This window comes from Paenibacillus sp. J31R122 (genome assembly GCF_056269185.1).
This window is the reverse complement of record NZ_JBWDNM010000017.1, coordinates 69,530-93,005: the sequence shown is the minus strand read 5'-3', so window position 1 is coordinate 93,005 and position 23,476 is coordinate 69,530. Positions and strand designations below refer to the sequence as shown.

14 protein-coding genes are annotated in these 23,476 nt (G+C 44.3%); 2 read left to right on the top strand and 12 right to left on the bottom strand.

The window, feature by feature from the left end; translation table 11 throughout:
• Positions 1-342 precede the first annotated feature (342 nt).
• The 8 genes from AC0YN7_RS24520 to AC0YN7_RS24485 form a co-directional block, all read right to left on the bottom strand.
• Positions 343-5,949, bottom strand: coding sequence for a golvesin C-terminal-like domain-containing protein (locus AC0YN7_RS24520; protein WP_475812644.1), 5,607 nt, complete (start codon positions 5,947-5,949; stop codon positions 343-345).
• A gap of 476 nt (positions 5,950-6,425) precedes the next feature.
• Positions 6,426-7,634, bottom strand: a complete 1,209-nt coding sequence (locus tag AC0YN7_RS24515; protein WP_475812643.1) for an SGNH/GDSL hydrolase family protein — start codon at positions 7,632-7,634, stop codon at positions 6,426-6,428.
• A 17-nt stretch (positions 7,635-7,651) separates the two neighbouring features.
• Positions 7,652-9,868 (bottom strand): FAD-dependent oxidoreductase, encoded by a 2,217-nt coding sequence (locus AC0YN7_RS24510; protein ID WP_475812642.1) that lies wholly within the window; start codon positions 9,866-9,868, stop codon positions 7,652-7,654.
• Positions 9,869-9,968: 100 nt separating this feature from the next.
• Positions 9,969-11,591, bottom strand: coding sequence for a response regulator transcription factor (locus AC0YN7_RS24505; protein ID WP_475812681.1), 1,623 nt, complete (start codon positions 11,589-11,591; stop codon positions 9,969-9,971).
• Positions 11,591-13,330 carry a sensor histidine kinase gene (locus AC0YN7_RS24500; RefSeq protein ID WP_475812641.1) on the bottom strand — a complete coding sequence of 580 codons (1,740 nt, stop codon included), beginning with the start codon at positions 13,328-13,330 and terminating at the stop codon, positions 11,591-11,593. The genes AC0YN7_RS24505 and AC0YN7_RS24500 overlap by 1 nt, the downstream gene beginning before the upstream one ends.
• A 90-nt stretch (positions 13,331-13,420) precedes the next feature.
• On the bottom strand, positions 13,421-15,034 hold the full coding sequence (locus AC0YN7_RS24495) for an extracellular solute-binding protein (protein WP_475812640.1): 1,614 nt from the start codon (positions 15,032-15,034) through the stop codon (positions 13,421-13,423).
• Positions 15,035-15,100: 66 nt separating this feature from the next.
• Positions 15,101-15,970, bottom strand: coding sequence for a carbohydrate ABC transporter permease (locus AC0YN7_RS24490; RefSeq protein WP_475812639.1), 870 nt, complete (start codon positions 15,968-15,970; stop codon positions 15,101-15,103).
• Positions 15,971-15,983: 13 nt separating this feature from the next.
• Positions 15,984-16,931 carry an ABC transporter permease gene (locus tag AC0YN7_RS24485; protein ID WP_475812638.1) on the bottom strand — a complete coding sequence of 316 codons (948 nt, stop codon included), beginning with the start codon at positions 16,929-16,931 and terminating at the stop codon, positions 15,984-15,986.
• 456 nt (positions 16,932-17,387) lie between these two features.
• On the opposite strand from AC0YN7_RS24485, the gene AC0YN7_RS24480 reads away from it, so the two are divergent.
• Entirely contained in the window at positions 17,388-18,446 is a 1,059-nt protein-coding gene (locus tag AC0YN7_RS24480) for a M23 family metallopeptidase (protein ID WP_475812637.1), read from the top strand.
• Between the two features lie 71 nt (positions 18,447-18,517).
• On the opposite strand, the gene yunB is transcribed toward AC0YN7_RS24480, so the two are convergent.
• A complete protein-coding gene (gene yunB / locus AC0YN7_RS24475) occupies positions 18,518-19,705 on the bottom strand; it encodes a sporulation protein YunB (RefSeq protein ID WP_475812636.1) in 1,188 nt (395 codons plus the stop codon).
• Positions 19,706-19,797: 92 nt separating this feature from the next.
• Entirely contained in the window at positions 19,798-20,685 is an 888-nt protein-coding gene (locus AC0YN7_RS24470; RefSeq protein ID WP_475812635.1) for a sugar phosphate isomerase/epimerase family protein, read from the bottom strand.
• Between the two features lie 221 nt (positions 20,686-20,906).
• Here AC0YN7_RS24470 and AC0YN7_RS24465 point away from each other — a divergent pair, with 221 nt between their 5' ends.
• Entirely contained in the window at positions 20,907-21,122 is a 216-nt protein-coding gene (locus AC0YN7_RS24465; RefSeq protein ID WP_475812634.1) for a hypothetical protein, read from the top strand.
• 87 nt (positions 21,123-21,209) lie between these two features.
• On the opposite strand, the gene AC0YN7_RS24460 is transcribed toward AC0YN7_RS24465, so the two are convergent.
• Positions 21,210-21,902, bottom strand: coding sequence for an ankyrin repeat domain-containing protein (locus AC0YN7_RS24460; protein WP_475812633.1), 693 nt, complete (start codon positions 21,900-21,902; stop codon positions 21,210-21,212).
• Between the two features lie 13 nt (positions 21,903-21,915).
• Positions 21,916-23,424 carry an S-layer homology domain-containing protein gene (locus tag AC0YN7_RS24455; protein ID WP_475812632.1) on the bottom strand — a complete coding sequence of 503 codons (1,509 nt, stop codon included), beginning with the start codon at positions 23,422-23,424 and terminating at the stop codon, positions 21,916-21,918.
• Positions 23,425-23,476: the final 52 nt, after the last annotated feature.

The following is a 23,476-nucleotide window of genomic DNA, read 5'->3' as shown; positions in this document are numbered from 1 at the left end:
CGAGTTAATCTATAAGTCCTAAACGCATGGGTTTATTATAACATGTTTCGCATAAAAATAGCACTTTCTTAAGCTTTACGATGTATTCGTTTCCCCTATATACTCACATATCTGAGCTAAAAAGCAAATACTATTTCAGCTGCTTTCGCTGACGCCGTTAAATAAGAATGCGAGCGAGGTATTGGAGCATGGAGAAAACTAGGAGGTCATCAAGAACATTTTCGGAACAAGAGGTCAGTAGCTAGGGTAAATACGAATGTACGTTGTGTATCGGAAACAACCATAACTAGGCTTATTATAAAAGAGCCGAATGGATCGTTCTCATCCACTCAGCTCTTAGGATTATTTTACAATAATTTGTATAACATCACTTACCGTTGCTCCACTTCCATTCATAAACTCGCCGCGATATTGATAAATGCCAGGAGCTTTTCCCGAAATTTGTGTAATTGCCGATTGGGCATTTGGTGTGTGTGAGGATAAAGATTGCGTTTCAATAAGTTCGCCATTTTCATATAATCGATACTGTGCTGCGTTCGTGCCCCACCACATATTAGCAGTAATGTTATAGTTCCCATCTTGATCCCAGTTGTCACTGGACAACACAGGTTTGCCGGGATTCGCCTCAGCCACGGTGACGGTGTGTGGATCACATGAAGTCGTTCCATACCAATTCGATAACTCACATGTATACACATAAGTTCCATTTGGCTTACCTTGAATAGGAATAATGGAAGTCTGGGCTGCTGGCGATGCATCGGCCAGTGACTTCGTTTGAATCAATTGGCCATTCTCATACAACTTATACAGTGAGCCATTGTTTCCCCACCACATATTCATCGTAACCTCATAATTGCCATCATGTAAGCCTGTCGCAACACCGCTATTATTCGATAGTATCGGTTTACCTGGCACCCCATTTGCAAGCAGCGGCGGACTAACGGAATGCCGTTCGAACTTGACTGCATCAGCCCTCGTATAGATCATATCGGCAGGAAGGGTTGGAGGATCTACCGTTGTCTGAGTAACCCTTGTTAAACGAACATATTCACTGCCGTCTCCTGTAAAGTCGAACGTTCCAAGATTAACCCAACCCGACGAGCCGACTGTCGCGTCGATATACGTGACTTCGGTAACCGACTGATGCTTCACTTCCACTTTGACATAATTATCGTTTGCCGTCGTATGGACGAGCTTGTAGATGGAGACCGTATATTTCCCCTCTGGAAACTGAGCCTTCCATGTCGCCGACGATCCTTGAACTGTAGAGTAACGGGACTTAACACCAATTTTGTATCCGGCTAAATTGCTTTGGCTCCAAGATCCTTCTGTCGTGTATAACCCAGTCGTATTCGTGCTGTCGACAATAACCGTTAGGTCTCTGATCGTTATTGTCAAAGGCGGTGTTGTTAAGGTCACTCCGTCAATCGTTACAGTGGCCCATACCTCAATGTGATCCGTTTCCCCATCGAGACTTAGAAGGGTCAACAAACCGCTACTGTCCACTTCAGCCAGATCGGTTCGATCAACGAAATACTGCACATTTGCCTGTGTCAGATCACCAATCAGACCGTTATCCAAATAGCCGGTTACGTTCAGTTGTGCGGTTTGAGTCATCTGCAGTTCGTCCCGATCCGACAGGATCACCACAGACTCCAATTGCGGCATCTTGTTCGGGTCCACCCACATCATCGCATCCGCAACTACTCGTGACTTATTGGCCTTATTGGTTAATTCCACGTACCCACTATCGCCTGCTGCAAAAGGATAAGCTCCCAGGTGCACCCAAGTCCCATTGGCCGTTGTCTCATCAACGGTAACCGTTTCGGAGCCCCCGCTATAATAAACGGTAAAAGAGGCATTCGTTGCCCAATTTTCACTAGTAGCAGTTATTTGCGGAAGCTTGTAATACACACTGTAAGTCACACTTTCCGGCAGCTCAGGCCGCCATAGAATTCTGCTTGTCGCTGTGCCGGCAGTCGATTTGGCATACACATAGTTATCATAGTAATAGTCGTTAGCCGTTGTATCCCGTATCCAAACGCCGTCTGTCTCCGCCTCCGTATTATCCACAATGATAGATGAACCATCCTGCCAATCCGGTTGAACTGGAATTACCGTTACCTGATCAGGCAGATAGAGTGTCCGCTTGCGAGTCTGTTTCCCGTCTGATTCCACATAATAAGTGAAGGTTTGGGATAAATCGTTTACCCGTATCGACCATTCCATCGGATATATCGTATCTGGAATGGTCATATACGTAGCCCCGCCATCCAAGGAATAATGGATTGTCGCTGGTTTCATCGTTTTTGCCTGCACATAAGCATCATAAACCGTTTCGTCGGGCTTGACGATTAGCATGCCTTTAACCGCATCTATTGGACTGTGGATATCGAAGAAATAACTTGCATCCGATGTATCAGCAGTTCTGACCTGGTGCAGCGGCACATCAATGTTGAGTCCTTCTACAATGATAGCGGTTATTCCCTTGCTTGAAACCGTGGCATGAATGATTCCGCCACTCATAACCGCTTGCTCTGGTGTGCCATTGTCGCGGATGATGGTTACGGTATAATCTTGTGCCGGGTTGAACCCAATGATTTGCGCATTCAATTCGATCGGAGTCTGAACTTCAGATGACGATTCGTTGCTTAACCCGATGTAGAATTTATTCCCGCTCTCACCCGTTATCCAGTTCAATTGAGGATGGTTGGTCTGGATAATCCCCTTGGGCATCCAGAGCCAAACGTCGGAATTGCCATAAAAATGACCTGGTTTATTCCCATAGAGGTGATATTTGAACCATAAAAAATTTGTTTCAAATACGGAAGGAAATGTAATACTCCCATTCGATTTCAACGATTGTTCGCTGATCAGATAATCCATCGTTTGCCCGAGTTGCGCTGGCATATGGTGATAATAGATAGATGTAGCCCCGCTTGGGCCTTCCAGAGGAAAATCCGGTTCAAGTTGACTAACGGCGAAGCCCTTATAGTAATAACCTGGATAGCTGGAATATCGTCCGATGACCGCATTATGAGCGATATCCTGCAGCAGTTTATCACCTGTATAGAGTGACAATCTCAGCATGAAAGGAGCCTCCTGCGCATTCATCCGATAATAGCCGGTTGTACTTCCCGCCTCAAACGTCAATCCGCTCGGTGAAACAAGCCAACTGTCCGCTTGTACGCCCCCGGCTGCATCTTCTGGGAGCTTGCTCCTAGGATATTCGTATTTACCGCTTTCCGGCCAATGGAACGACTCCGCGTAATTATACGTCTCCGGCTGCGGAATCGTAACGGTGCCTTCAGCAACTGGACGAGCAACGAACATGGTGGCGTACTGTTTGGCTTCTTTGTACGCGGCATTCAAGTATTTGGGATCCTTCGTTTCCTCGTAAAGCTCCAAGATCTCCATCCACAGCTTGCTATAATAATAAACAAACTCATTTTTACTCACATTCACGGATTCAGGAGTATCGATATGTTGAATGATGTAGCTGTCGGCTGCAGCCTTGGCAGCATCTAAATACTGCGCATCCCCCGTCATACGATACATCATAAGGGGCTGAATGACAGGCCCCCGGTCTTTCTGGTCAGGATCACGCACAAGGTACTCTTCCTGCGCCAGCGTCCCAATTCCTGCTGAAGTACCCATCATTTGATTGACAGCGGATACGCTTGAAACATCGAACGGCAGGGTTGCCATTTTCCATAACGAAGGCACGCCGTATACTTTCTTCTGTGTCGGCGACCAACCGATACCATTTCGCGATACACCATACTGGATGGACGGCAGCGCTCTCGTATCGTAAAGCTGGTCATCCCCGGTCAAATAGTAAGCCCCCAGAAGAACTGCATTCGATGTTGTTCGAACGCTATCCTCGTTCTCGATATCTATAAAGCCCTTGGCACGGCTCCACCACCCGCTAGGTGACGGGACATAATGAACAGAGTCGTCCCCCTGCGGCTCTATCTTGAGCAGATCGATCATATTGAACATCGCGTCAGTAAGCGACTGATCGGCAACATTTTCCCGGTATGCCGAATAACCGTATTCATTGCGGAGAATATCCTCGTAGGCCTCATACAGACTGTTGCTTTGAGCGATTAGCCCCATATGAAACTGATACGTGGTTTCCGCGGTCATTTGCGAATAAGTCCCCAGCTGAGGAGCATAAAGGATCGGCTGCACGCTGCCTTCGTTGTTGACAAGACTCATCCCAAGCCGTTGTTTCGTAAGGCCTCCCGTCGGTTCAAATTCAACCGGAAGCTCTTCCGACGGTACAAATACGCCATACGACAAAACGTTCCCCGCGCCGTCTTTCTTCTCAACCAGACTCATCGGAGCGGTCAGCTCTCTCAAGCTTGTTGATTCCACTGTACCTACCATTTTTGCATGCGACCTGAAACCATTTAAAACTTCATTGACGCCAGAGATTAGCTCTGTTGTGAAAGACTGATAGCCAATCACATAATTGCCATCCCGGCGAGGTGTAAAGGCGAATGAAACATCTGGTTTGTCTCCTGACATGGACCAGTTCACTTGAAAATCGTAATCGCTTCCATGCGTAGAATCGGTTAATACCGCCGTGTGGCTGTCGGGAAAATTGATCCCGTCAAATGTAATCCAGCGTTTGTTCATCGTATCGTAGTAATTGGTTCGACTCCCCGCATCCCCTTCCAATAAAACCCATTGTTCCTCAAGTCTTTCCGCTACATTATTTATTGGCATCCAGTGCCCCGTGTCCGTGTTCTTGTAGAACATATCACGAACAATGGATTTGCCTCCATCCCATGCTGCTTCATAGAAGGTCGCCTTATAGTTTGCGTTTTCGATACTGCCTTTTTCCGTGTAACTGAGATTCGCCAATATGCGGCTGCGCAGCGGGGGCAACGGTGGAGCTTGCTGCCGGATATTTCCTTCGAACTTGACCGCATCGGCCCGAGTAATGATGGTGCCCGTCGTAGGTTGCGTTCGAGTCAACCTGACAAATTCGGAATCAGCACCACTGAAATAATACTCACCCAAATCAACCCATCCGACAGATGGGCCCGACGAGGGCCTCAGATCCATAAACATGACATCAGTAATCCCGTTATGAACAATCTCAATCTTTACATTACTATCTGCTTTATCCGCCCAATCAAGCTTGTAGAACGATATTCTCGCCGTCCCTGCTTCCAATCGCGGATTCCATGTGATGCTTCTTCCCACAGCATCCGTATATTTGGAACTGGAATTATTGTATCCCTTCACTCCCGCACTTGTGGTCCAATAAGGAGCGGAGTACCCGTTATTCGCGTTATTCGCATCAGCGGTGACTATACTGTCAATCGTGATGCTTCCATCATCAATGATGATCGTCTTATGCGGCTCTTTCTGCTGAATATTCCCTTCGAACTTGACCGCATCAGCACGCGTAATTATCGTACTGGTGCTGCTGGTAGACCGAGTCAATTTAACGAATTCTTCACCAATCCCAGAAAAATAGTACTCTCCCAAATCAACCCATCCCGCAGGAGCGCCAAATGAAGGTCTCAAATCCATAAAGAGAACATCCGTCGTTCCATTGTGAACGATTTCAATTTTTACATTGCTATCTGCCTTATCCTCCCAGTTAAGCTTGTATAACGATATTCTCGCCGTTCCCGCTTCCAGTCGTGGATTCCATGATATCGTTCTGCCTGCTGTACTTGTATATTTGGAACTGGAATTATCATACCCCTTCACCCCTGTACTTGTAGTCCAATTCGGAGCCGAATATCCATTGTTCTCGTTACCCGCATCAGGTGTCACAACATCATTGATCGTGATGCTCCCGTCATCGATGATAATCGTCTTATACGGTAAGGTCTCCGCATTAGCGGTCCTTATTCCGAATAGGCTTAAAGGAACTATCATCGTCATGATGAAAACGATTAAGAAAAACAGCTTCCTTTTTATCATACAACTCACAGCCTCCCTTTATATTGATAACGCTTTCAAAATATTAATGCCCTCCTTTGTTTGAATGATCGCAAAGAAGCAATTAGCCTTATCCTTCTGGCTAATTCCCCCTCTGTCTTTTTTATCATAGCATGTCACATAACCCTGAAATTTCTTTAATTTCAAGAATTTCTTATAAGATTTTAAGCAAGAAGAAACGGCTTCGCCATCCTCTGCAAGAGGAGGGTATCCGTTTCTCGTAGAAATAGAAGAATACTTTATCGCGTGAAACATATAAAGTCTTATATCAAGCAAAAACGCCTTTAGCGTCCTTTAGACGCTGAAGTAGCTTTGACGGTGAAATATAAGCCCTTTATAAGCTAACAATCTTATAAATTCTTATATTTTTAAAAAAGAAACCTACATCGTATTAGACTGCTTAACTGCAGTCAGATACGATGTAGGTCTTACAATGGAAACAAAGTCGATTTTATCTACTATAATGGCGGCTGCACCAACAACAACTTCCCAAGCTGGATCACCGTTTGATCGTACCAATCCGGATGCTGCCGAACATGCTCCATACTTCGTTCATTGCCGCATGCCTCAAACACTGCCGTTTTGTCTGTCTTCTCGGTATCCACTTCGAAGCGAACCGTATGTTTCCCATTCGGGAGCTCCGGCAAGAAAACATACTGATTCCGATTATGATCGTTGTATGGTGTGAATCGATCGACAAGGAAAGGTTCCCCGCCATCTACCGTCACCTTCAATCTGCCGGAATCAGGCCCCCCGATATCGAACAGACCGATGTGAGTGCCTTCGAACTGCACCGTGATAGCCTCCTCCGGATCGACCGCTCGCCATAGGCCGGGGAACAACCAATTGTACTCGCGGACCAAAGCTAAATCATCGGGGGTTCTGTAAGACCATCCTTCCGAAAAAATGGAAATGTCATCCAGAGGCAGCATAGCGGCGTACTCCCAAGGATTGGCCGGGACCAACGGGTTTTGAGGCAAGTGATGTTCCAACCTTCCTAGGTGATCTCGGAGTTCACTAATTTGCTCAAATGACCGGGTGATCGTATCCGTGTAAATCTGGTGTCCTTCGGGAATTGTCGGATGGATCGAATCATGCGTAAAAATAACGGCTCCGGGATTAGACTGGTCTGCCTTTGAGGTGAAAATGAGCTTTCCCTCAGATACCAAATGACTGACCGCTACGCCCAGATGAATCGAAGGAATACCGTAATAATCGGCCACTTCCTCCTGCATAAGAGCCCCTTTCTGGTATTCCCCAGACTGAAATAGGGCCACATCCCGCTCCTTCAGCGTATAAACGAACAGGATATCTGTAAACCGGCTCCGCTTGCGGATCTGACGGACAATTCCTTCGATCCGCGCCTTGGATTCGGGAACTCCGCCATCGTTACCAACAAATTCAACAAACACTAGATCAGGCTGATGACGCAGCACATCCATCTCCAAGCGGGCGCAGCCCAGGTCCGATCCTGTCCCATCAATGCCTGCGTTCACAGAGCGGATTTCCGCCTTGGGATATTGCTCACGAAGCCATTCTGCCGTCATGACCCTGTATCCTTCAGAACGGGTATTACTACCGCCAAAATAGACGATTGTCACCGTTTCCCCATTTTCCAACTTCTGAATTACATTAGGGAGCCCTCTTCGAGCGAATAATTCCTTCATCGCGACTTCACCTTACCTCACTGTTCGTTTTTAGGAGCAAACAATTTTACAGCAAACACTTCAAAATAAGGCGAACCGTAAGTCGCACAGAAATCAAATCGAATTTGGGTTACACCTTTCGCATCCACCTTATGTTTATTCAATGTGAGATAATTCCCACGGATTTTAATTTCCCTTTCGGTTCCGTCTTCTAAGGTCAGGGTCATGTCATAATCTTGGGTAAGGAGCTCGATCGGATGGTCGAAATGCTCCAAATCCAGCTGCGAATTGAAAACAAGATGGATTTCATCCAGATTTTTGGGGCTTGCAAAAAAGAATTCCAACCATTCCTGTCCTTCCGTACGTTCGGAAATCCAGCCGTTCGGCAGGCCATAGGGTCTGGAGTAGCCGTTGACGATATTCTCAGGACTATACATATTCTGGGGTGGCAACAGATCCTTGAAGCAAATGCTCTTATTGAATTTCTTCAGCCTGGACGGCACTTCCGGCCTATAATGGAAGCTGACCGCTCCTGTCATTTTCTCTTCATTGCCGTATACGGCAAGGCTCGCCGCACCTTCCAATACGATGTAGATTTTGTCATCAGCCGGCTTCTTGCAGCCCAAGTCCAGCGTAATCCAGTCGTCATGACCGGCTGCAATAACCAAGCGGTAGTCTTTCAACTCACTGGCGGGAATGTAGTTTTCCTTCCGTTCCCCGCCAAACAGCTTCACCTGCAGAGTTTCCGAATGCTCAGACATATTTTTAATTTTGATCCTTACGCTTTCAGCAACGGATGTCTGAATCGGCAAGACCAAACATAACCCTTTCTCCAAGGAAATCTCTTCGGTTGGATGAAGATTGTCATAGCTGCGCTGAGACGAGGCACGAATAGATAATCCATCAGCGAAGTAAGGATCCAATTCCTCTTGAAGCCCTACAATCGTTTGCCCGTCTCGAAGCAGCAGCGCCTGCAGCTCCCCCATATGAGCTTCGACTATCGCCGCGGGGTCTATCTCATATTTCAAGCATAACGAAGCAGCCGTTCCAACCGCCTGCCCCATACAACCGCAGGTTGCCATTACCCTTGTAGATCCGAAAGCCACATGGGTAGCACTTATATTGCGGCCAGCGAACATGAGATTAGGAATATTTCGTGAAAATAAACTGCGGAAAGGGATATTGTACAATCCAGGCACGAAATTCCATGCTGTAGCCGGCCCCTCATCGTAGATGCCCTTATTAGCATGTAAATCCATATACCATCCTCCGACGGATACAGCATCTTCGAAATGCGGCTTTGCTGTAAGATCGTTCTGAGACAACATGTGATCCCCTATAAACCGCCTCGACTCCCGCTTTCCAGGAATCGGGCATACATAATCCAAGATGAGATTGTCCACATCATCAAATTCGCCGCTATTTTTGATATAATCCCAAATCCCGTAAACCAATTTCCGCAGTTCCAATGCGATGTCTTCATTATTCTTGATAATATCCATATGTCCGCCGTATTCCAGCCACCACAATCCGCCAAGCCCGTTGATTTTTCTAGGAATAGCCCGATGGTTTAAGCCTTTTCTGATACTATCGAAAAAGGCCAACTTCGTAATATCGTACGCAAAGCCAGGCCTCTTGTACGGAACGGGATATCCTACGTCACGGGCTTGAAAAAGGATCGTGTCTCCCATTGTGTAATGGTCCGCCACTTCAGGAGCCAAGTCTTCCTTGTATTCATGCTTCGCTTCTCTCCCCCATCTGAAGAGAGCACCTGCTTGATAGCCGACAACTCCATCTCCGGAGCAATCGATGTAGGTGCGGCTTTCAAAACGAAATTTTCTTTCGGAAGCCAATTGAAGGCCCTCCACCCATTTAATTCTACCGTTCTCCATGCCCGTTTCATGTACGCATGTATTCAGGAATAGAGAAATGTTAGGCTCATCATAGACCATATCCAACAAGACCGTATCCGAAAGCGAAAGCATAAGCTTCTTGTTGTATAACGGATTATAGTGAAAAATCTTCAACTTGAGTTCTTCCACCAACCCGCCCTCGCGTGCATAATAGGATGGACTGTTTCCGAGATATGCCGACCCGTTGATATGAACCCTGACCTCGCTGCTCGCATTTCCCCCAAGAACCGGTCGATCATTAATAAGTGAAACTTGCAGCCCTTGGCGTGCGGCAGCAATGGCAGCGCATATCCCAGCAATACCTCCGCCTACGACGGTTACATCTGCTTTAATAAGCTCCATTTTGATAACCTCCATGATTAGATACTTCTATCATGGTAATCCTTTTGACCCTCGTTTTTTTACATGATTTCACGAAAAATTCATACATTTTTTTGCAACCTTATTTGGATTCATACCGTGTCATTTTTATCCGATATTGCTTAGGAGTATCACCCGTATATTCTTTAAATAATTTGCAAAAATAACCTTCATTCACAATTCCTACTTCCTCGCACAATTCCAATAAAGAATAATCCTGAACATTTAACAGCTCGAGAGCTAATTGAATTTTTTTACGGTTGATGTAGCTGATAACGCCTTCGTTCATTGTTTTTTTGAATAAGCTGCTAAAATAAGATGGAGCTAAATTCACTTCCTCGGCAATAGCCTCCAACGTTAAACGCTGTTTCAGGTTTTTCTCTATAAATCGCATAGCACTCATGATTTCTGCACGATGTAAAAGTTGGCCAGCGTGTACATATTCGAATGTGAAGTCGCTAATATAGGTAAGCTGCTCCCGAAAAGCCATAAATTCTATGGGAAACTCTGTTACTTCCGTGGTCAACTTGTTCCCCGATTTAAACTTCACAGTAATGTCTCTATACAAGTCTCGAAGCATAGGTGCCATGATGGACTTATGGATTTTATGGTCCGTAACATATTGGTTCAAATCAGCAAATGCTTTCTCCAGCTCTTCCTTGGAAACCTTTCTTTGCACCCATGCAAGAAAATCAGCCAGCTTCTGCTGAAAGTCCTCCTTTCTGTCATCACGGTAATGAAACCGATGTGCGGGTGTTTTGACTACTTTCTCTGTATGATAATAGAAATCCTCACTCACATTTTTAGCTTCCGTGTACGCTTGTTTGATGGATTCCCAGCCTCGGTGCGGGCCTCCAAAAGCGACAGATACCCCTTGATTCAAATATTGATGCAAATGGGAGACGATCTGCCCCCCCAATGTCTGGCAAGCATATTCCGTTTCCATATCACTGCGATTATTTTCCCAGGAAAGAAAGCCAATAAAACGATTATCGGATAGATCCGCAGCTACACCTCTACCACCATTCATCACAGTTTCTTCGATTATATTGGTAATCGCATATTTCAAGATGTTTTGGTCAGCCGCTGAGTATTCGTTTCGGAAACTTTCATACAGATTCATTTCAACAATGAAGCAGCAATAATTGGCTTGAAAGAAATGGAACTGCATGCGATTGGCAAAATCCGATGCCCGATGAGAAGGAATTTCGCCTCTGATCAGCTCGTTAAAAAATTGCTTGTGGACTCTATATTTGTTTTCAAGCACGGATACGTTTAACGATTGAAATTCCGCTTCTTTTTTCTTAACCTCATTTAAAATCCCGGCTGCCTTATCTAGAGCTCGATCTAAATCCGCTTCCCTCAGTGGAACCTTAACAATGTACTCCAGTACGTTGGCTTGAATAGCTCTCTGTGCGTATTCAAAGGATGAATAGGCGGTCAAAAGAATGTATTGGGTATGGGGAAGCTCCGGCTTTAGTTGCTCAATCATGGAAATTCCATCCATTCGGGGCATTACGATATCAGATATCACGATATCCGGCTTATGCTTTACAATCTCCTCTAACCCCTCCAGCCCATTATTCGCTTTTCCCACAAAATGAAATCGCCTATCCCTATGGGAGAGCTCGTTAAAAAACAATTCCAATCTTTGAATGATTAGATCTTCATCGTCAACAATGAAGCAGGTGTAGTCTCTCACCATCATGCATCTCCTTTAAACAAGCCTGCTGGGAATAAAGCGCGAACACGGGTTATTTCCTTAGGTATGCTTATGATTTGGAGCCCGAACTGTTCTCCGTAGTGAAGTCTTATTCGGCCATGAATATTATTTAACCCGATTCTTTTCCTTTTTACTTCCACATCACTCGGTTCTGAAATTAAAATATGCTTTATTTTATCAGCTGGAATTCCCTCGCCTTGATCAACTACTTCTATGATGACGATGCCGCCCTCCCTGTACGCATGAATCGTAATCGGGCCTTCGATCCCCCCTCCGTTATAACCATGGAAGATACTATTCTCCACAAGGGGCTGCAGCAGCATTCGAAAAACCGGAAAATCTATTAATCCTGCTTCGATATTCTCAATCAATTGGAAGTTCCTGTTATAACGGATGTTCTGGATCTCGATATAGTCCGATACATTTCGCAATTCCTGATGTAGTGAAACCTTCTCCGAAGCGTCATCTATCCCGTATTCCAATAATGAAATGAGAGACCCGATCACCACATCTACTTTCTCTATTTGTCCGAGGCGTATAACATTGCTGATAGAACCAAGCGTGTTATACAGAAAATGAGGGTTTATTTGAGACTGCAGTACTTGGATTTCCAGCTTCCGCTCAAGTTCATTATGAAGCTCCGCTCGCCGAATCAGTTCCACAATTTGCTGCAGCATACGATCGAAGGCTTGGGAGAGATCTCCGAACTCATCGTTTCGGTTAATCGTCATTGTAGTTGTCAGGTCGCCTTGCTCCACCCGCTTCATTTTTGTTTTGAGCGCATAGAGCGGATTCCTTATATATTTGGCAATAAAAAAGGAAATGATCAAACTTAAGAGAAGACCTGCGGCTAGAAGCCCGATATAATAGGTTTCTAGTCTGGACAAAGCAGCTTTCAAGCGTGATTCATCGTTGATCGAGATGATAGTCCAGTTGAATTTCTCCGTCGGTTTTTTCAGAAGAGAGACCGGAAGACCATCCTTGGTATGCAGTTGAAGGCTTGTTTCTGCAGTATCAAGAATTTGTTCCGCTGACGTTTCCCCGATTGAAAAAGTATGATCTTGAATATTTAATGGTCCTTTATTTTCCGAAAATCCGGCAATGATTTTACCCGATGCGGTGATCAGAGCTAGATTCATTTGTTCTTTTTTATTAATCTTGAACAAGGTTTCTTCAATGGCATTTAGATCCAAATCTACCGCAATGGCCATAGGAAACGGAGCGCCGTTCAGATATCGAACCATCGTAACTGTCCAGCCGGAATACTTAGATTTGTAAGGAGCACTGACAAATGTAGTCCATCTGTTCTTGTCAGCCGCATCAAACAAAGGTTCTCTTTCAGTTAAAGGCTCATCGAATATTCGGGTAGGTGTACTTCCACCTAGAATGGATAAATCGCTTTTGATCAGGTAAATATTACTGACGTAATTACTGTTGAGTTCATATAGCTCTCTTAATTGCTTTTTAATCACTTCCGTATTGTCAATGTTCGCTTTCACCGATGTTTCGACCGAGAACAGGATCGTCTGGAAGGAGGAAAAATTAACGGTGAAATACTGATCAACCTTGTCAAGTATTTGGTTCGTGTAATAAATGTCATTGGTTCTTATTTCCTTTTGGACATAGCGATAAGACAATTGGCTTATCAAGATTATGCAGCTTAATACAAACGCAAACACAATAAAAAATAATTTTAAAGGCAAGCTGATTCTTCTTCGCATCGATCCTCTTCCTTTTAATTCTGTATTAAACTAAGAATAGCATATGACAATAAAGAGAGGGGCTAATAATAGCCACTCTCTTCGTTTAATTTACTTGATTATGCCTGCTTCTTTAAATTGCTTGATTGCTGTTTCCTTATATTTCTGCATTTCAAACTTGGTATCCAACGTTTGGAGGAAATTATCCCAATTGGAAAGAGGGTCTTTACCAGTCATAAATTTAACCAAGCTTTCATTAATGAAACGCTGGCGGTCAGCTGCCAAGGAATCGCTAGGGTCTGCAGTCAATAAATTTCCAGGCAAAGTAGGCCCCACATATTTCTGGTTGTTCGTAAAAGCTTCTGCTGTCTTAGGATTCTGGAAGCTGAAATACTCAGCATCATCACCACGACGCGGCATTCTATAATGATCGACCCATAGGTATTTTTCTTTCATTTCCTTCGATAATTCAGAGGTTTTATTTTTGACCTTGCCGTCCACCAGATCCCAATGAATCCCTTTAATTCCGTATGCAAAATTCGGATATGCTTCTTTGTCCGTAAAGAGATAATTCAGCATAGACAAGATCCGAATGATTTTGTCCTTATCCGCTTTCTTGGATATGGCCCATGAATTGCCTTGGAACGATTTTCTCTCTACAATTTGATCACCGTAAGGACCTATCATTGGAGGAATAACGATCCATTCCGGCACCTCTCCGCTGATTTCTTTCATTTTCTGCTGATAATCCGGTTCCAGCCTGCGGGCATCTCTTATCATGAAGCCAACTTTACCCTTAAATAACTTTTGGTCCAGCAAATCGGGCGAATTCATCGTCACCCAGTCTGGGTCTACCACATTGGCTGTCATCATTTTATTAATGTAAGCGAGCGCCTCTTTCATTTTGGGATCGATAAATAGGAATACTGGTTCATTATCTTTCACTTCTATGGCCGAGGGAGGATTGACGCCAAACATCCACATTAAGCTATCGAAACCGTAGGTTTGTAGATTACCTTCTTTATTCATACCGCCAATGAATCCGTACGTATCGTTTTTGCCATTACCGTCCGGGTCTTTCTCTGTAAAGGCTTTCATCACTTCAAACAGCTCGTCAGGTGTCGTTGGCACTTCCATATTCAGCTTTTTCAACCAATCGTTACGGATGAAGAAGCTTCGACTGATACCGTTTACATTATCATAACCTGGAACTCCAATAGTTTTTCCTTGATAGGACATCGCCTCCCAGGAGTCGTTGTTAAAACGTTTCTGCAATTCAGGAAATTGATCCAGATACGGAGTCAAATCCGCAAGAACGCCTTGGTCATAATATTGCGCGAGATCAGCCCGACTCTTCAAGAAGAGTAAATCTGGAATATCCCCGCCTGCAATAAGCGTATTTAATTTGGTTGTTGCTTGCCCAGCTTGAGGAATCATCATATCCAATTCGATGTTCATTGCCTTTTCCAGCATTTGCCGTTGAATATCTTCATCACGTGGAGGTATCGGAGCGGCAGCGTTGAAAGTACCTTGGTTAAACATCGAGATTTTCATTTTGTTCGCAAACTTGTTATCCTCGTTACTCTCGTTACTCTCGTTAACCTTGGATGGTGAGCTGCTCGAAGCTGTCGTTTTAACTTCTCCTTGTCCCCCACATCCTGACAATACCGTTCCCAGCCCTACTATAGCAGCCAAAATAGTAAAAGAAATCCTTGTACTTTGCATATTGACCTCTCCTTTGCTTGTATATTATCACGGATTTCCCGTAACAACCTAGATAAGAATTGCCTTTTAACCTTTTATCGATCCCATGAGCATACCCTTAGTAAAATGTTTTTGCATAAATGGATAAACGATCAGAATCGGGATCGTAGTCACGACGACAGCAGCCATTTGCACAGCGAACTGGCTAACCGTCCCGGAATTGGCCATCGACTCAGCGCTTTGTGTTGCGACGTTAAGCAGAATGTTGCGCAAGACAACTTGAAGCGGCATTAAGTTCGAATCATTGATATAAACAATGGCATCAAAATAACTGTTCCAATGCCCCACTGCGTAAAATAAGGAAATCGTGGCAAGGACAGGCATGGACAGGGGTAAAATGATTTTCCATAACGACTGAAGTTCACTTGCGCCGTCTACTCTCGCCGATTCCTCGATTTCAGCAGGCAATTGCTCGAAAAAGCCTTTAATAATCACCAGATTAAATGCACTAATGAGATGCGGAATAATCAATACCCAGGGACTGTTTAGTAATCCCAGAGAGCGGATTAACAAATAAGTCGGAATTAATCCTCCGCTAAACATCATGGTAAACACAATGAATATTAAAAACGGACTGCGTCCCGGCAAATATTTTTTGGATAACGGGTACGCCGCGATTACCGTAAAAAACACATTTAACGCAGTGCCTACAATGGTTCGAAACAACGTAATTTTATACGCCTGCCCTATACCATTAGAAATGAATACTTCTTTATAAGCTACAAAGGTAAAGGATTCTGGTATAATAACAATCCCTCTTCTTAACACTTCTGATTCTGGTGTTACCGAAACAGCAACTACATATAAAAAGGGAAGTAAGCAAAGTAGTGATAGCAAAATAAGAATAAAATAAACGGCTGCTTGCCATACCTTTTCCCCGATTGTCAGTTTAATCATATCTAATACCACCTCACCAAATTTGCCCATCGAATTTTTTGGCGAGCTTGTTCGCAGCCAAAACTAAAATAAATCCGATGACAGCTTTAAACAGTCCCACAGCAGTAGCTAAGCCAATCTTAAGACGCTCCAGCCCTTCACGGTATACCCATGTGTCGATAATATCGATCTTCTCCTGGTTAAAAGTGTTGGCAAACATGAATATTTGGTCAAAACCAGCGTCCAGGATATGACTTAATTTAAGGATTAGCATCAGAATAATGACTCCTCGAATGCCGGGTAATGTTACATGCCATAGCTGTCTCGATTTGGAAGCGCCATCAATTCGAGCCGCTTCATATAAGCTTGGATCAATACTTGCTAATGCGGCAAGGTACAGTATCGCTCCCCATCCAATGTCTTTCCATATTTCAGATGAGATGACCAGCAGTCTTCCCCAAGCAGGTTCTGTTAGAAAGGAGATGGGTTGAACACCATTTTCCTTCAAAATCATATTAAAAAGGCCATCTCCCGGGGCTAATAATGCTACCATCAATCCATAAACAATGACCCACGATAGAAAATGGGGTAAATAAGTGATTGTTTGTACGATTTTCTTAAACCATTGGGTGTGAACTTCATTAAGAAGCAAAGCAAGTGCGATGGGAGCAGAGAAACCGAACAAAAGCTTATACAGCGATATAATAATCGTATTTCTCATGATGTCCCAGAAATAAACGCCGTTAATAAAATCTTTGAAATTTTTCAATCCCACCCATGGGCTATCCCATAGTCCTAAAGCCAGGTTGTAGTTTTTAAAAGCAATAATGATTCCCGCCAAAGGAATATATTTGAATACGGCAAAGTAAATCAATGCCGGGAATAAAAGAGCATACATCACTTTATACTTTTTTATCGTCCATATCCATGAATTCCGCTTTTTGGAGAGGGGAATGGCGTCCGCTGCCAATTTCGCTTGCATGTCATCACCTCGTCTGTATTTATATTTGTATAATAGCATCCTCCTATCAGATAAATTTCTGTAATTTCAAGATATTCTTATAAGATATTAAGTAAGTTGTCTTTGCTAAGAAGATCGGCAACCGGGGGGGAAAGGGCATGTATGGGATGGTAGACAAAGAGTATGTAAGGAATCGGCATTACGTTGACGGTTGGTCCATTCGGGAGCTGAGCTTTCCAAGAAAGGTCTGTACGACAACGAATAGGCGCTCACCTAGAAAGGTGAACGCACTCGTTGTAGTAATGAAACGCACTTTTTTAGCTATGTTTCTTCAGGATCCTAGTAACATTAAATATTGAAAGATTTACTGCAATCCATACTTCAAGACTTTATTTGTTATATTCGTATTCATGTTTCGCATAAAAACCAATGATTTGCAAAACATAACGTTATAACCGTCATGCTTTTGAAAGGGTGATGCGATTGAAGCTGACCATTCCTATAGTCGCGGCATTAACAGCAGTCTCTCTGCTTATTATCCATCCTGTCGACTATATACACGCTAGTCCTGTTTCAAATTCAGAGTCAGTAGCCGCAACGGAACAAACAGCCGCAGACACCAATCCGATGCTGGCGAGAAGAAGTTTGTATGACAGACTAAGCTTATTTACAAGTATTCCATGGTACTGGTTAGCAGCTATTGACCAGTATGAGCGCTCTTTGTCTAAGGTGCGCCCTAAGGTTAGGCCTATGCTGGGCAGCACAGTTGGCGTATTTATCGATCAAGAGCGCTGGGCTGGTCCCCTTAATCCTAATCAGGACGATAGCTCTCCTGCATCCATTCATTGGTTTAACGGGATTGGACGCGACGGTGACGGCAACGGGCAAGCAGAGCGTAACAGTGACATTGATCTGCTTTATTCGCTTGTAAGCCATATTACTACGTATGGTATAACAGAGGATGATTTCTCAATTGGGCTATGGCAGTATTATCAAAACAGCCGTGCCGTTCAGCGAATTCAACAATTTGCTCGGATTTACGATCATTTTGGAAAGCTCGATCTCAACGAGCACGCTTTTCCTGTGCCGATTGGCACTAACTATTCTTATAAAGACACATGGGGAGCAGGCCGGGGCTGGGGTGGCCGCCGCTCTCATGAGGGCACTGATATTTTTGCGCCTCATGGACTTCCAGTCCGAAGCACCTGTTACGGTATTATTGAAATGAAAGGCTGGAACCCTTACGGCGGTTGGCGAATTGGAATACGAGACCTGAATAACTTCTACCATTACTACGCACATTTGTCCGGATTTGAGAAATCGATGAAAATCGGCGAGGTCGTTGAGCCTGGACAAATAATCGGCTGGGTGGGCAGCTCAGGCTATGGCAAGCCAGGAACACAGGGCAAGTTCCCTCCTCATTTGCATTACGGGGTATATAGTGATCGAGGGTTATTCGAGTGGTCCTTTGACCCATACCCTATGCTTAGGCGCTGGGAGCAGGCTGAGCGAGCTCGCATGCGTGCAAAAAACTAAAATATAAAGACGACTTTATCATCCTTTCATTTGAAGGAGGATAAAGTCGTTTTTCTTTTTATCATTTATTATTAATCCACGTTTCCACCGTTGTTGTTCCCCGTTGACCCTGAAGCTTTATGTGTTTTGGACTCATCAGCATCCTCTATTTGCACTTCATTTGAAGATCCCGCATTGGCTGAGGCAGCCTTATCCGGTTCTGATGTAGTTGAGATTCCGTTGCTATCACCTGGGTTTAGAGGCACAGATATATTAGGCGCTTGCGCTGCAGATTCACCTACCGGCTTGCCCGTATTGTCGTAATAATACATCGGAACATCCCCAACAACGAGTAAATAGGAAATAGGAATATCCGTCTCGATAATCTCAGGCTCCGTATCAAATGGAATAATAATCGCTACCTCCGCAATGATTCGAATGTATACCTCCACTAGAATCATATTGATGCCCGCATCCTTCTCACGCGTGCTAAGACCGACCTTTGCTGCACCAACTGGCTCGAATTTAACCGGTACCTTTGGCCCAAAGGATGAAATAATGGCACTGTTCAGCGCAAGCCCGATTGGAATATGCTCCGGAATGCTTTTCATCTCGTCTAAAGTTGATTGGACCGTATTTATTGTTTGAGAAGTAATTCTCATATGTTCTGCGTAATTTAGCATGAAGCCTGATATTTTACCATTACTGTTCATTTTCCAATCAATGAGCTTATCTGATTCCGTCTGCCTGGAAACCTGCTCCGTGATCGCCTTATTAATGGCTTGAGTAGCCAATTGCTTCACACGTATTTTAGCCACATTCATTAGTGGCGGACGTAAATTCCGTTCAACATATATGAAGGATTGAACTGAGAATAGCATCATGAAAACTAGTAAAATGAGAATGATGGTGCGGCGTCGTATTCGCGGCTTTGTTGGCCGTTGCCCCCAAGCGCCTGCGGTTCCTCCGCTGTAATTACCGCGTGGATGGCTGCGCCAGACACCAGAAGATCCCGCGCTTCTTGGGCGGCTGCCAAGCGACATCGCTGGGCGGCGAATCCCCCATTTCCGAGTACCGCCGGACGAGCTCGGACGAGAACCCCATTTCAAAGCGTTAGTATTCAGACCTGATCCCCATTTTTTGGGGGAGGGGCTTGATGAACCAGAGCTTGATCGACTTCCCCAGCTAACTGTCTTCACCTTTCGATAAGACCGACCAGACCAAAGTTGACTGCCGCCTAACAGACGAAATCGCCAGCCTTTTCTGCCCCATTTCGCCAATCGGAACCCCTCCCCCATCGTCCTGTCCGCTTACCATATCCATACTTATGCGGGACTCGGACAAAAAAGAAGACGCTTGACCGATGAATGCTTTAAAGTAATGAGCGAATGTAGGCCATGTTATCACGCAGCAGAGTTTCTGATGGTGCTGAGGCGCTAAAGTCCTCGAAGCTGAGCCAGCCGTCGTAACCGACCGCTCGCAAATCAGAAATGACCTGAGGCCAATGAACGACGCCTTCAGATATCGGTCCCCACGCAGCCTTCCATTTCGGGTCATGCGATTTATTGTATTTTTCAACCTCGCCATCGCCGACTAAAGGCGATACTGCGCCCGTACGATTCCATACAGCATTTTTCACATGAACATGTGCCAGATAGTCACCGAGCACTTCAAGACCCATCTTATATTGCTCGAAGCCTTCATGTACCATATTGCCCGGATCATAGATGACTCCGATATGATCCACATCAAAACCTTCGACAAGCTGCCTAGCAAGAGTTGCACTAGACGCAATGTTTCCGTGATGAACTTCAATGATACCCTTCACTCCTAAGGTTTTGCTCATCTCTACCGTTTCGTGAAAGTAAGCGCGTGCTTCCTTCAACAAATCCCAGTAATTTCGGCTTCGGTCATAGCCTGGAACACCAATACGAATCGAAGGAGAACCGAGCAGCTTAGCCGCCCTCATCGCGCGCTCCGTTGCTGATAAGTCGCCGCTCTGTATATAGGATGCCAGATTGGGCACTTGAAGACCCGCGTCATCAGTAAGCTTCTTTAAAGCAAGCAGCTCCTCTTCCGAGGCATTAGACTGTACGGTTGAATAATTATTTCCCCAGAATGATGGTGCTTCTTTTTGTCTAGAAGCATCTGTAATTGTGAAACGCCACTCGACACCGTCATAGCCATTTTTTTGAAGTAGATCAACTGTTTTATGAAGCGAACAATCAGGCAGCATTACAGTAAATACAGATAGTTTCATCCTACACCTCGTCCATTCATTGTTTTGATAAACTGTCTTCATCCTACCATAAGAGCTAAATTCCCTCTCACCTCAGCTTTGCGTAAATAACCTATTCATTTAACTCTGGTTGTCAAAAAGAAGCATCACTGCTGTCAATAAATCAAAGATGACTTTTCAATCGGTACCCCATACGTTAGACTGAAGTAATACGAAATATTATAGTGCAAAGGAGTTATCAAATGGCTGTCAATCGTCGCCTATTAACAGATCTAGACTTCCAAGAAGTAATCGACACACAAACGCTCATCCGCGTCTTTCAAGATAACCATATTGTCGACTCCAGTACACTTGTTGTGCGGTTTGATAATACACTGATCATCACCCAATCTGGTGTAAGCGATATGACGTATCACAATCGGGCTGACTGTGAGTTTTTTGAGCTTAGAAAGCGCTAATGCGCAGCAAAAAAATAGTGTCTTCCTATCGAGCAAATAGGAAGACACTATTTTTACTTTGAGGAGACATAACCGCAAATCGAACGGTTATTTAGCTCCTGCTTTTATTAAAATCTGTTCAATTTCTTTGAAGCCTTTTTTTCGTGCGTGCTGTAGAGGAGTCACTTTATTATTGTCTGGGATATTTACATCCGCGCCATGATCTATAAGCAACCGCACCGTTTGCTGCTGTACTTCGTTACCATCATTTAAAATAATTGCTTCCAATAAAGCCGTCCAACCTAGGTTGTTCACATGGTTAACTTCTATATCCGTATTAGTGAGCAGCTCTTTGATCACATTCACATAGCCATGTTCCGAAGCAGGGATCAAAGCGGTTCCACCATAGCGGTTAGTAATTGAGGGATCTGCGCCTGCTTCTATTGTAAGCTTTAGAATTTCAAGGTATCCTTCCGCACCTGCATATAAGAAGGGATTATTTTTCATATCATCCTGGATATTAACGTCAGCACCCGCTTCAATCAGAACTTTAACTGTCTCGATATCCTTGTTATAAGTCGCGATCATGGAGGCCGTTCGGCCCTTTAAGTCCTGTGCATTGATATTGGCGCCATCCTTAATCAGCCTTCTTACGGTATCCGTCTCACTTCGCTCAACTGCTAGAATTAGTTGCTCATTCACAGCTTTACTCTCCTTTTTTTTCGGATCCCCAATGTCAACTGAGACACAGCCCTGGAGGATGAACATGCACCCTATGACTATTGTCAGACTCTTCCACATAAAACACAACCACCTATTTTAAAATAATCAATGATTCCGAAGAAGAAATCGCCCACGTCCCGACAGGTGTTAACGTATATGTCGTTCCCACGCTCATTTTACCATTTTGTATGATATCAAACACACCTACTGCACCTTTACGGCTAGAGTATTTATAAGCTGCTACTAGTTTATCTCCGTTTGGAGCTGTCAGCTCAATATTTCGGCCTGAAAATAATTCATCGCCAGGGTCTTGCGATAGGATCACATTAATTGAGGTTTCACTCACAGCTTCTGCACCTGTTACTTGCAGCGGCGCGAACACCTTTGCTACAAATGAAGAATTTGCAATATTCGCCCAATCGGATGAAACCGTATATTTTACGCCTGGAGTTAGAGTTTGTCCTTCTGGCAGACGGAATTTTGGTTCTTGCTTTCCATCTGTCGATTGCGTAAACGGTACATATTTGGCGATGATCGGCTGACCGCCTTCTGGTGTAATCGTCACTTGTCTAGCTTGCATAGATGGGATAACTTGATAGGTTTTTCCATCTGCTTGTTCACGATCATTCAAAACGAATGCATTTGCACCTCGGCCGCCGCTGTACGCGGAAATAACATATCCATAGTCTACAACGCCATTCGCCTTCAATGACTCAATCTCGAAGGTATCGTTCGTCACTTGACTAGCTGCTGTCATTTCCAGTTTCGTTCCGCTGCCTGTAAAGGAACCGGCTTTTTGACCTTTGTAAGTTAAGTTATACGTTGTGCCTGCTTTTTGAACAGAAGTCGGAACGATATAGGTTGCTACTGATCCAGTTTTCAGACGAGGCATATTCGTCAATGTCAATCCGTCATTAAATACGAAATCTTCTTTTGCTTTCGCAAATAATTCATCCTCTGGCAGAAGTGCCTTATCGAATGTTACGACCATTGTGATTGCATTTAACGCTCTAACACTTGTAATCTTAGCATGCTCTGAAGGAATGGCTTTACGAGCGGCTTTGAGCAAATAGGCAGTTTCTCCGCGTGATGCAGTGCTGCTTGCTGAATAAAAACTACCCATCCAGTAATTTACGGATTTCTCATCACGCTTCAATGCTTTGGATACAACTTGGATAAGTTCAAGATCTGACACTGTGCCTCTCGGATTGAACTGTCCGTTTTCTGCCTTCATGATACCGAGTCCCACAAGTTCAGCTGCATAGGAGTAATACCATGCATCCGTATCAACATCCGTAAACTCTACTAGATTCTCAGCTGTCCCTTCTAGATTGAACGTTTTGATCACCAATTTGGCTAATTCAGCGCGAGTGATCTGTCTTTGCTCACCCATCGAATGATCGGGATAACCTTGCATCAAGCCAAGCTTGAAAAGCTCACTGACAGCATCTTGAATCTCCTTATCGGACAGCTGAGACACTGTCTGAATACCTGTTTGACTTGTCGCTGCTTGTACATTTAAATTCCCGTAGGGTAAAGAAGCTGCTCCTAATGCAGCAGTTATCATCACTGCTGCTACTTTTTTAGTAATCGGGTTCATTATAAATTCCTCCTCATTTCAGTTCATATTGCCTATAACTTATATGATAGAG

Excerpts from the sequence above, each read along its gene's own strand:
- AC0YN7_RS24515 (WP_475812643.1), bottom strand. The coding sequence starts at position 7,634 with ATGAAGGAATTATTCGCTCGAAGAGGGCTCCCTAATGTAATTCAGAAG.
- AC0YN7_RS24470 (WP_475812635.1), bottom strand. The coding sequence starts at position 20,685 with ATGAAACTATCTGTATTTACTGTAATGCTGCCTGATTGTTCGCTTCAT.
- AC0YN7_RS24500 (WP_475812641.1), bottom strand. The coding sequence starts at position 13,330 with ATGCGAAGAAGAATCAGCTTGCCTTTAAAATTATTTTTTATTGTGTTT.
- AC0YN7_RS24485 (WP_475812638.1), bottom strand. The coding sequence starts at position 16,931 with ATGCAAGCGAAATTGGCAGCGGACGCCATTCCCCTCTCCAAAAAGCGG.
- AC0YN7_RS24490 (WP_475812639.1), bottom strand. The coding sequence starts at position 15,970 with ATGATTAAACTGACAATCGGGGAAAAGGTATGGCAAGCAGCCGTTTAT.
- AC0YN7_RS24495 (WP_475812640.1), bottom strand. The coding sequence starts at position 15,034 with ATGCAAAGTACAAGGATTTCTTTTACTATTTTGGCTGCTATAGTAGGG.
- AC0YN7_RS24455 (WP_475812632.1), bottom strand. The coding sequence starts at position 23,424 with ATGAACCCGATTACTAAAAAAGTAGCAGCAGTGATGATAACTGCTGCA.
- AC0YN7_RS24510 (WP_475812642.1), bottom strand. The coding sequence starts at position 9,868 with ATGGAGCTTATTAAAGCAGATGTAACCGTCGTAGGCGGAGGTATTGCT.
- AC0YN7_RS24505 (WP_475812681.1), bottom strand. The coding sequence starts at position 11,591 with ATGGTGAGAGACTACACCTGCTTCATTGTTGACGATGAAGATCTAATC.
- AC0YN7_RS24465 (WP_475812634.1), top strand. The coding sequence starts at position 20,907 with ATGGCTGTCAATCGTCGCCTATTAACAGATCTAGACTTCCAAGAAGTA.
- AC0YN7_RS24460 (WP_475812633.1), bottom strand. The coding sequence starts at position 21,902 with ATGTGGAAGAGTCTGACAATAGTCATAGGGTGCATGTTCATCCTCCAG.
- AC0YN7_RS24480 (WP_475812637.1), top strand. The coding sequence starts at position 17,388 with ATGCGATTGAAGCTGACCATTCCTATAGTCGCGGCATTAACAGCAGTC.
- AC0YN7_RS24520 (WP_475812644.1), bottom strand. The coding sequence starts at position 5,949 with ATGATAAAAAGGAAGCTGTTTTTCTTAATCGTTTTCATCATGACGATG.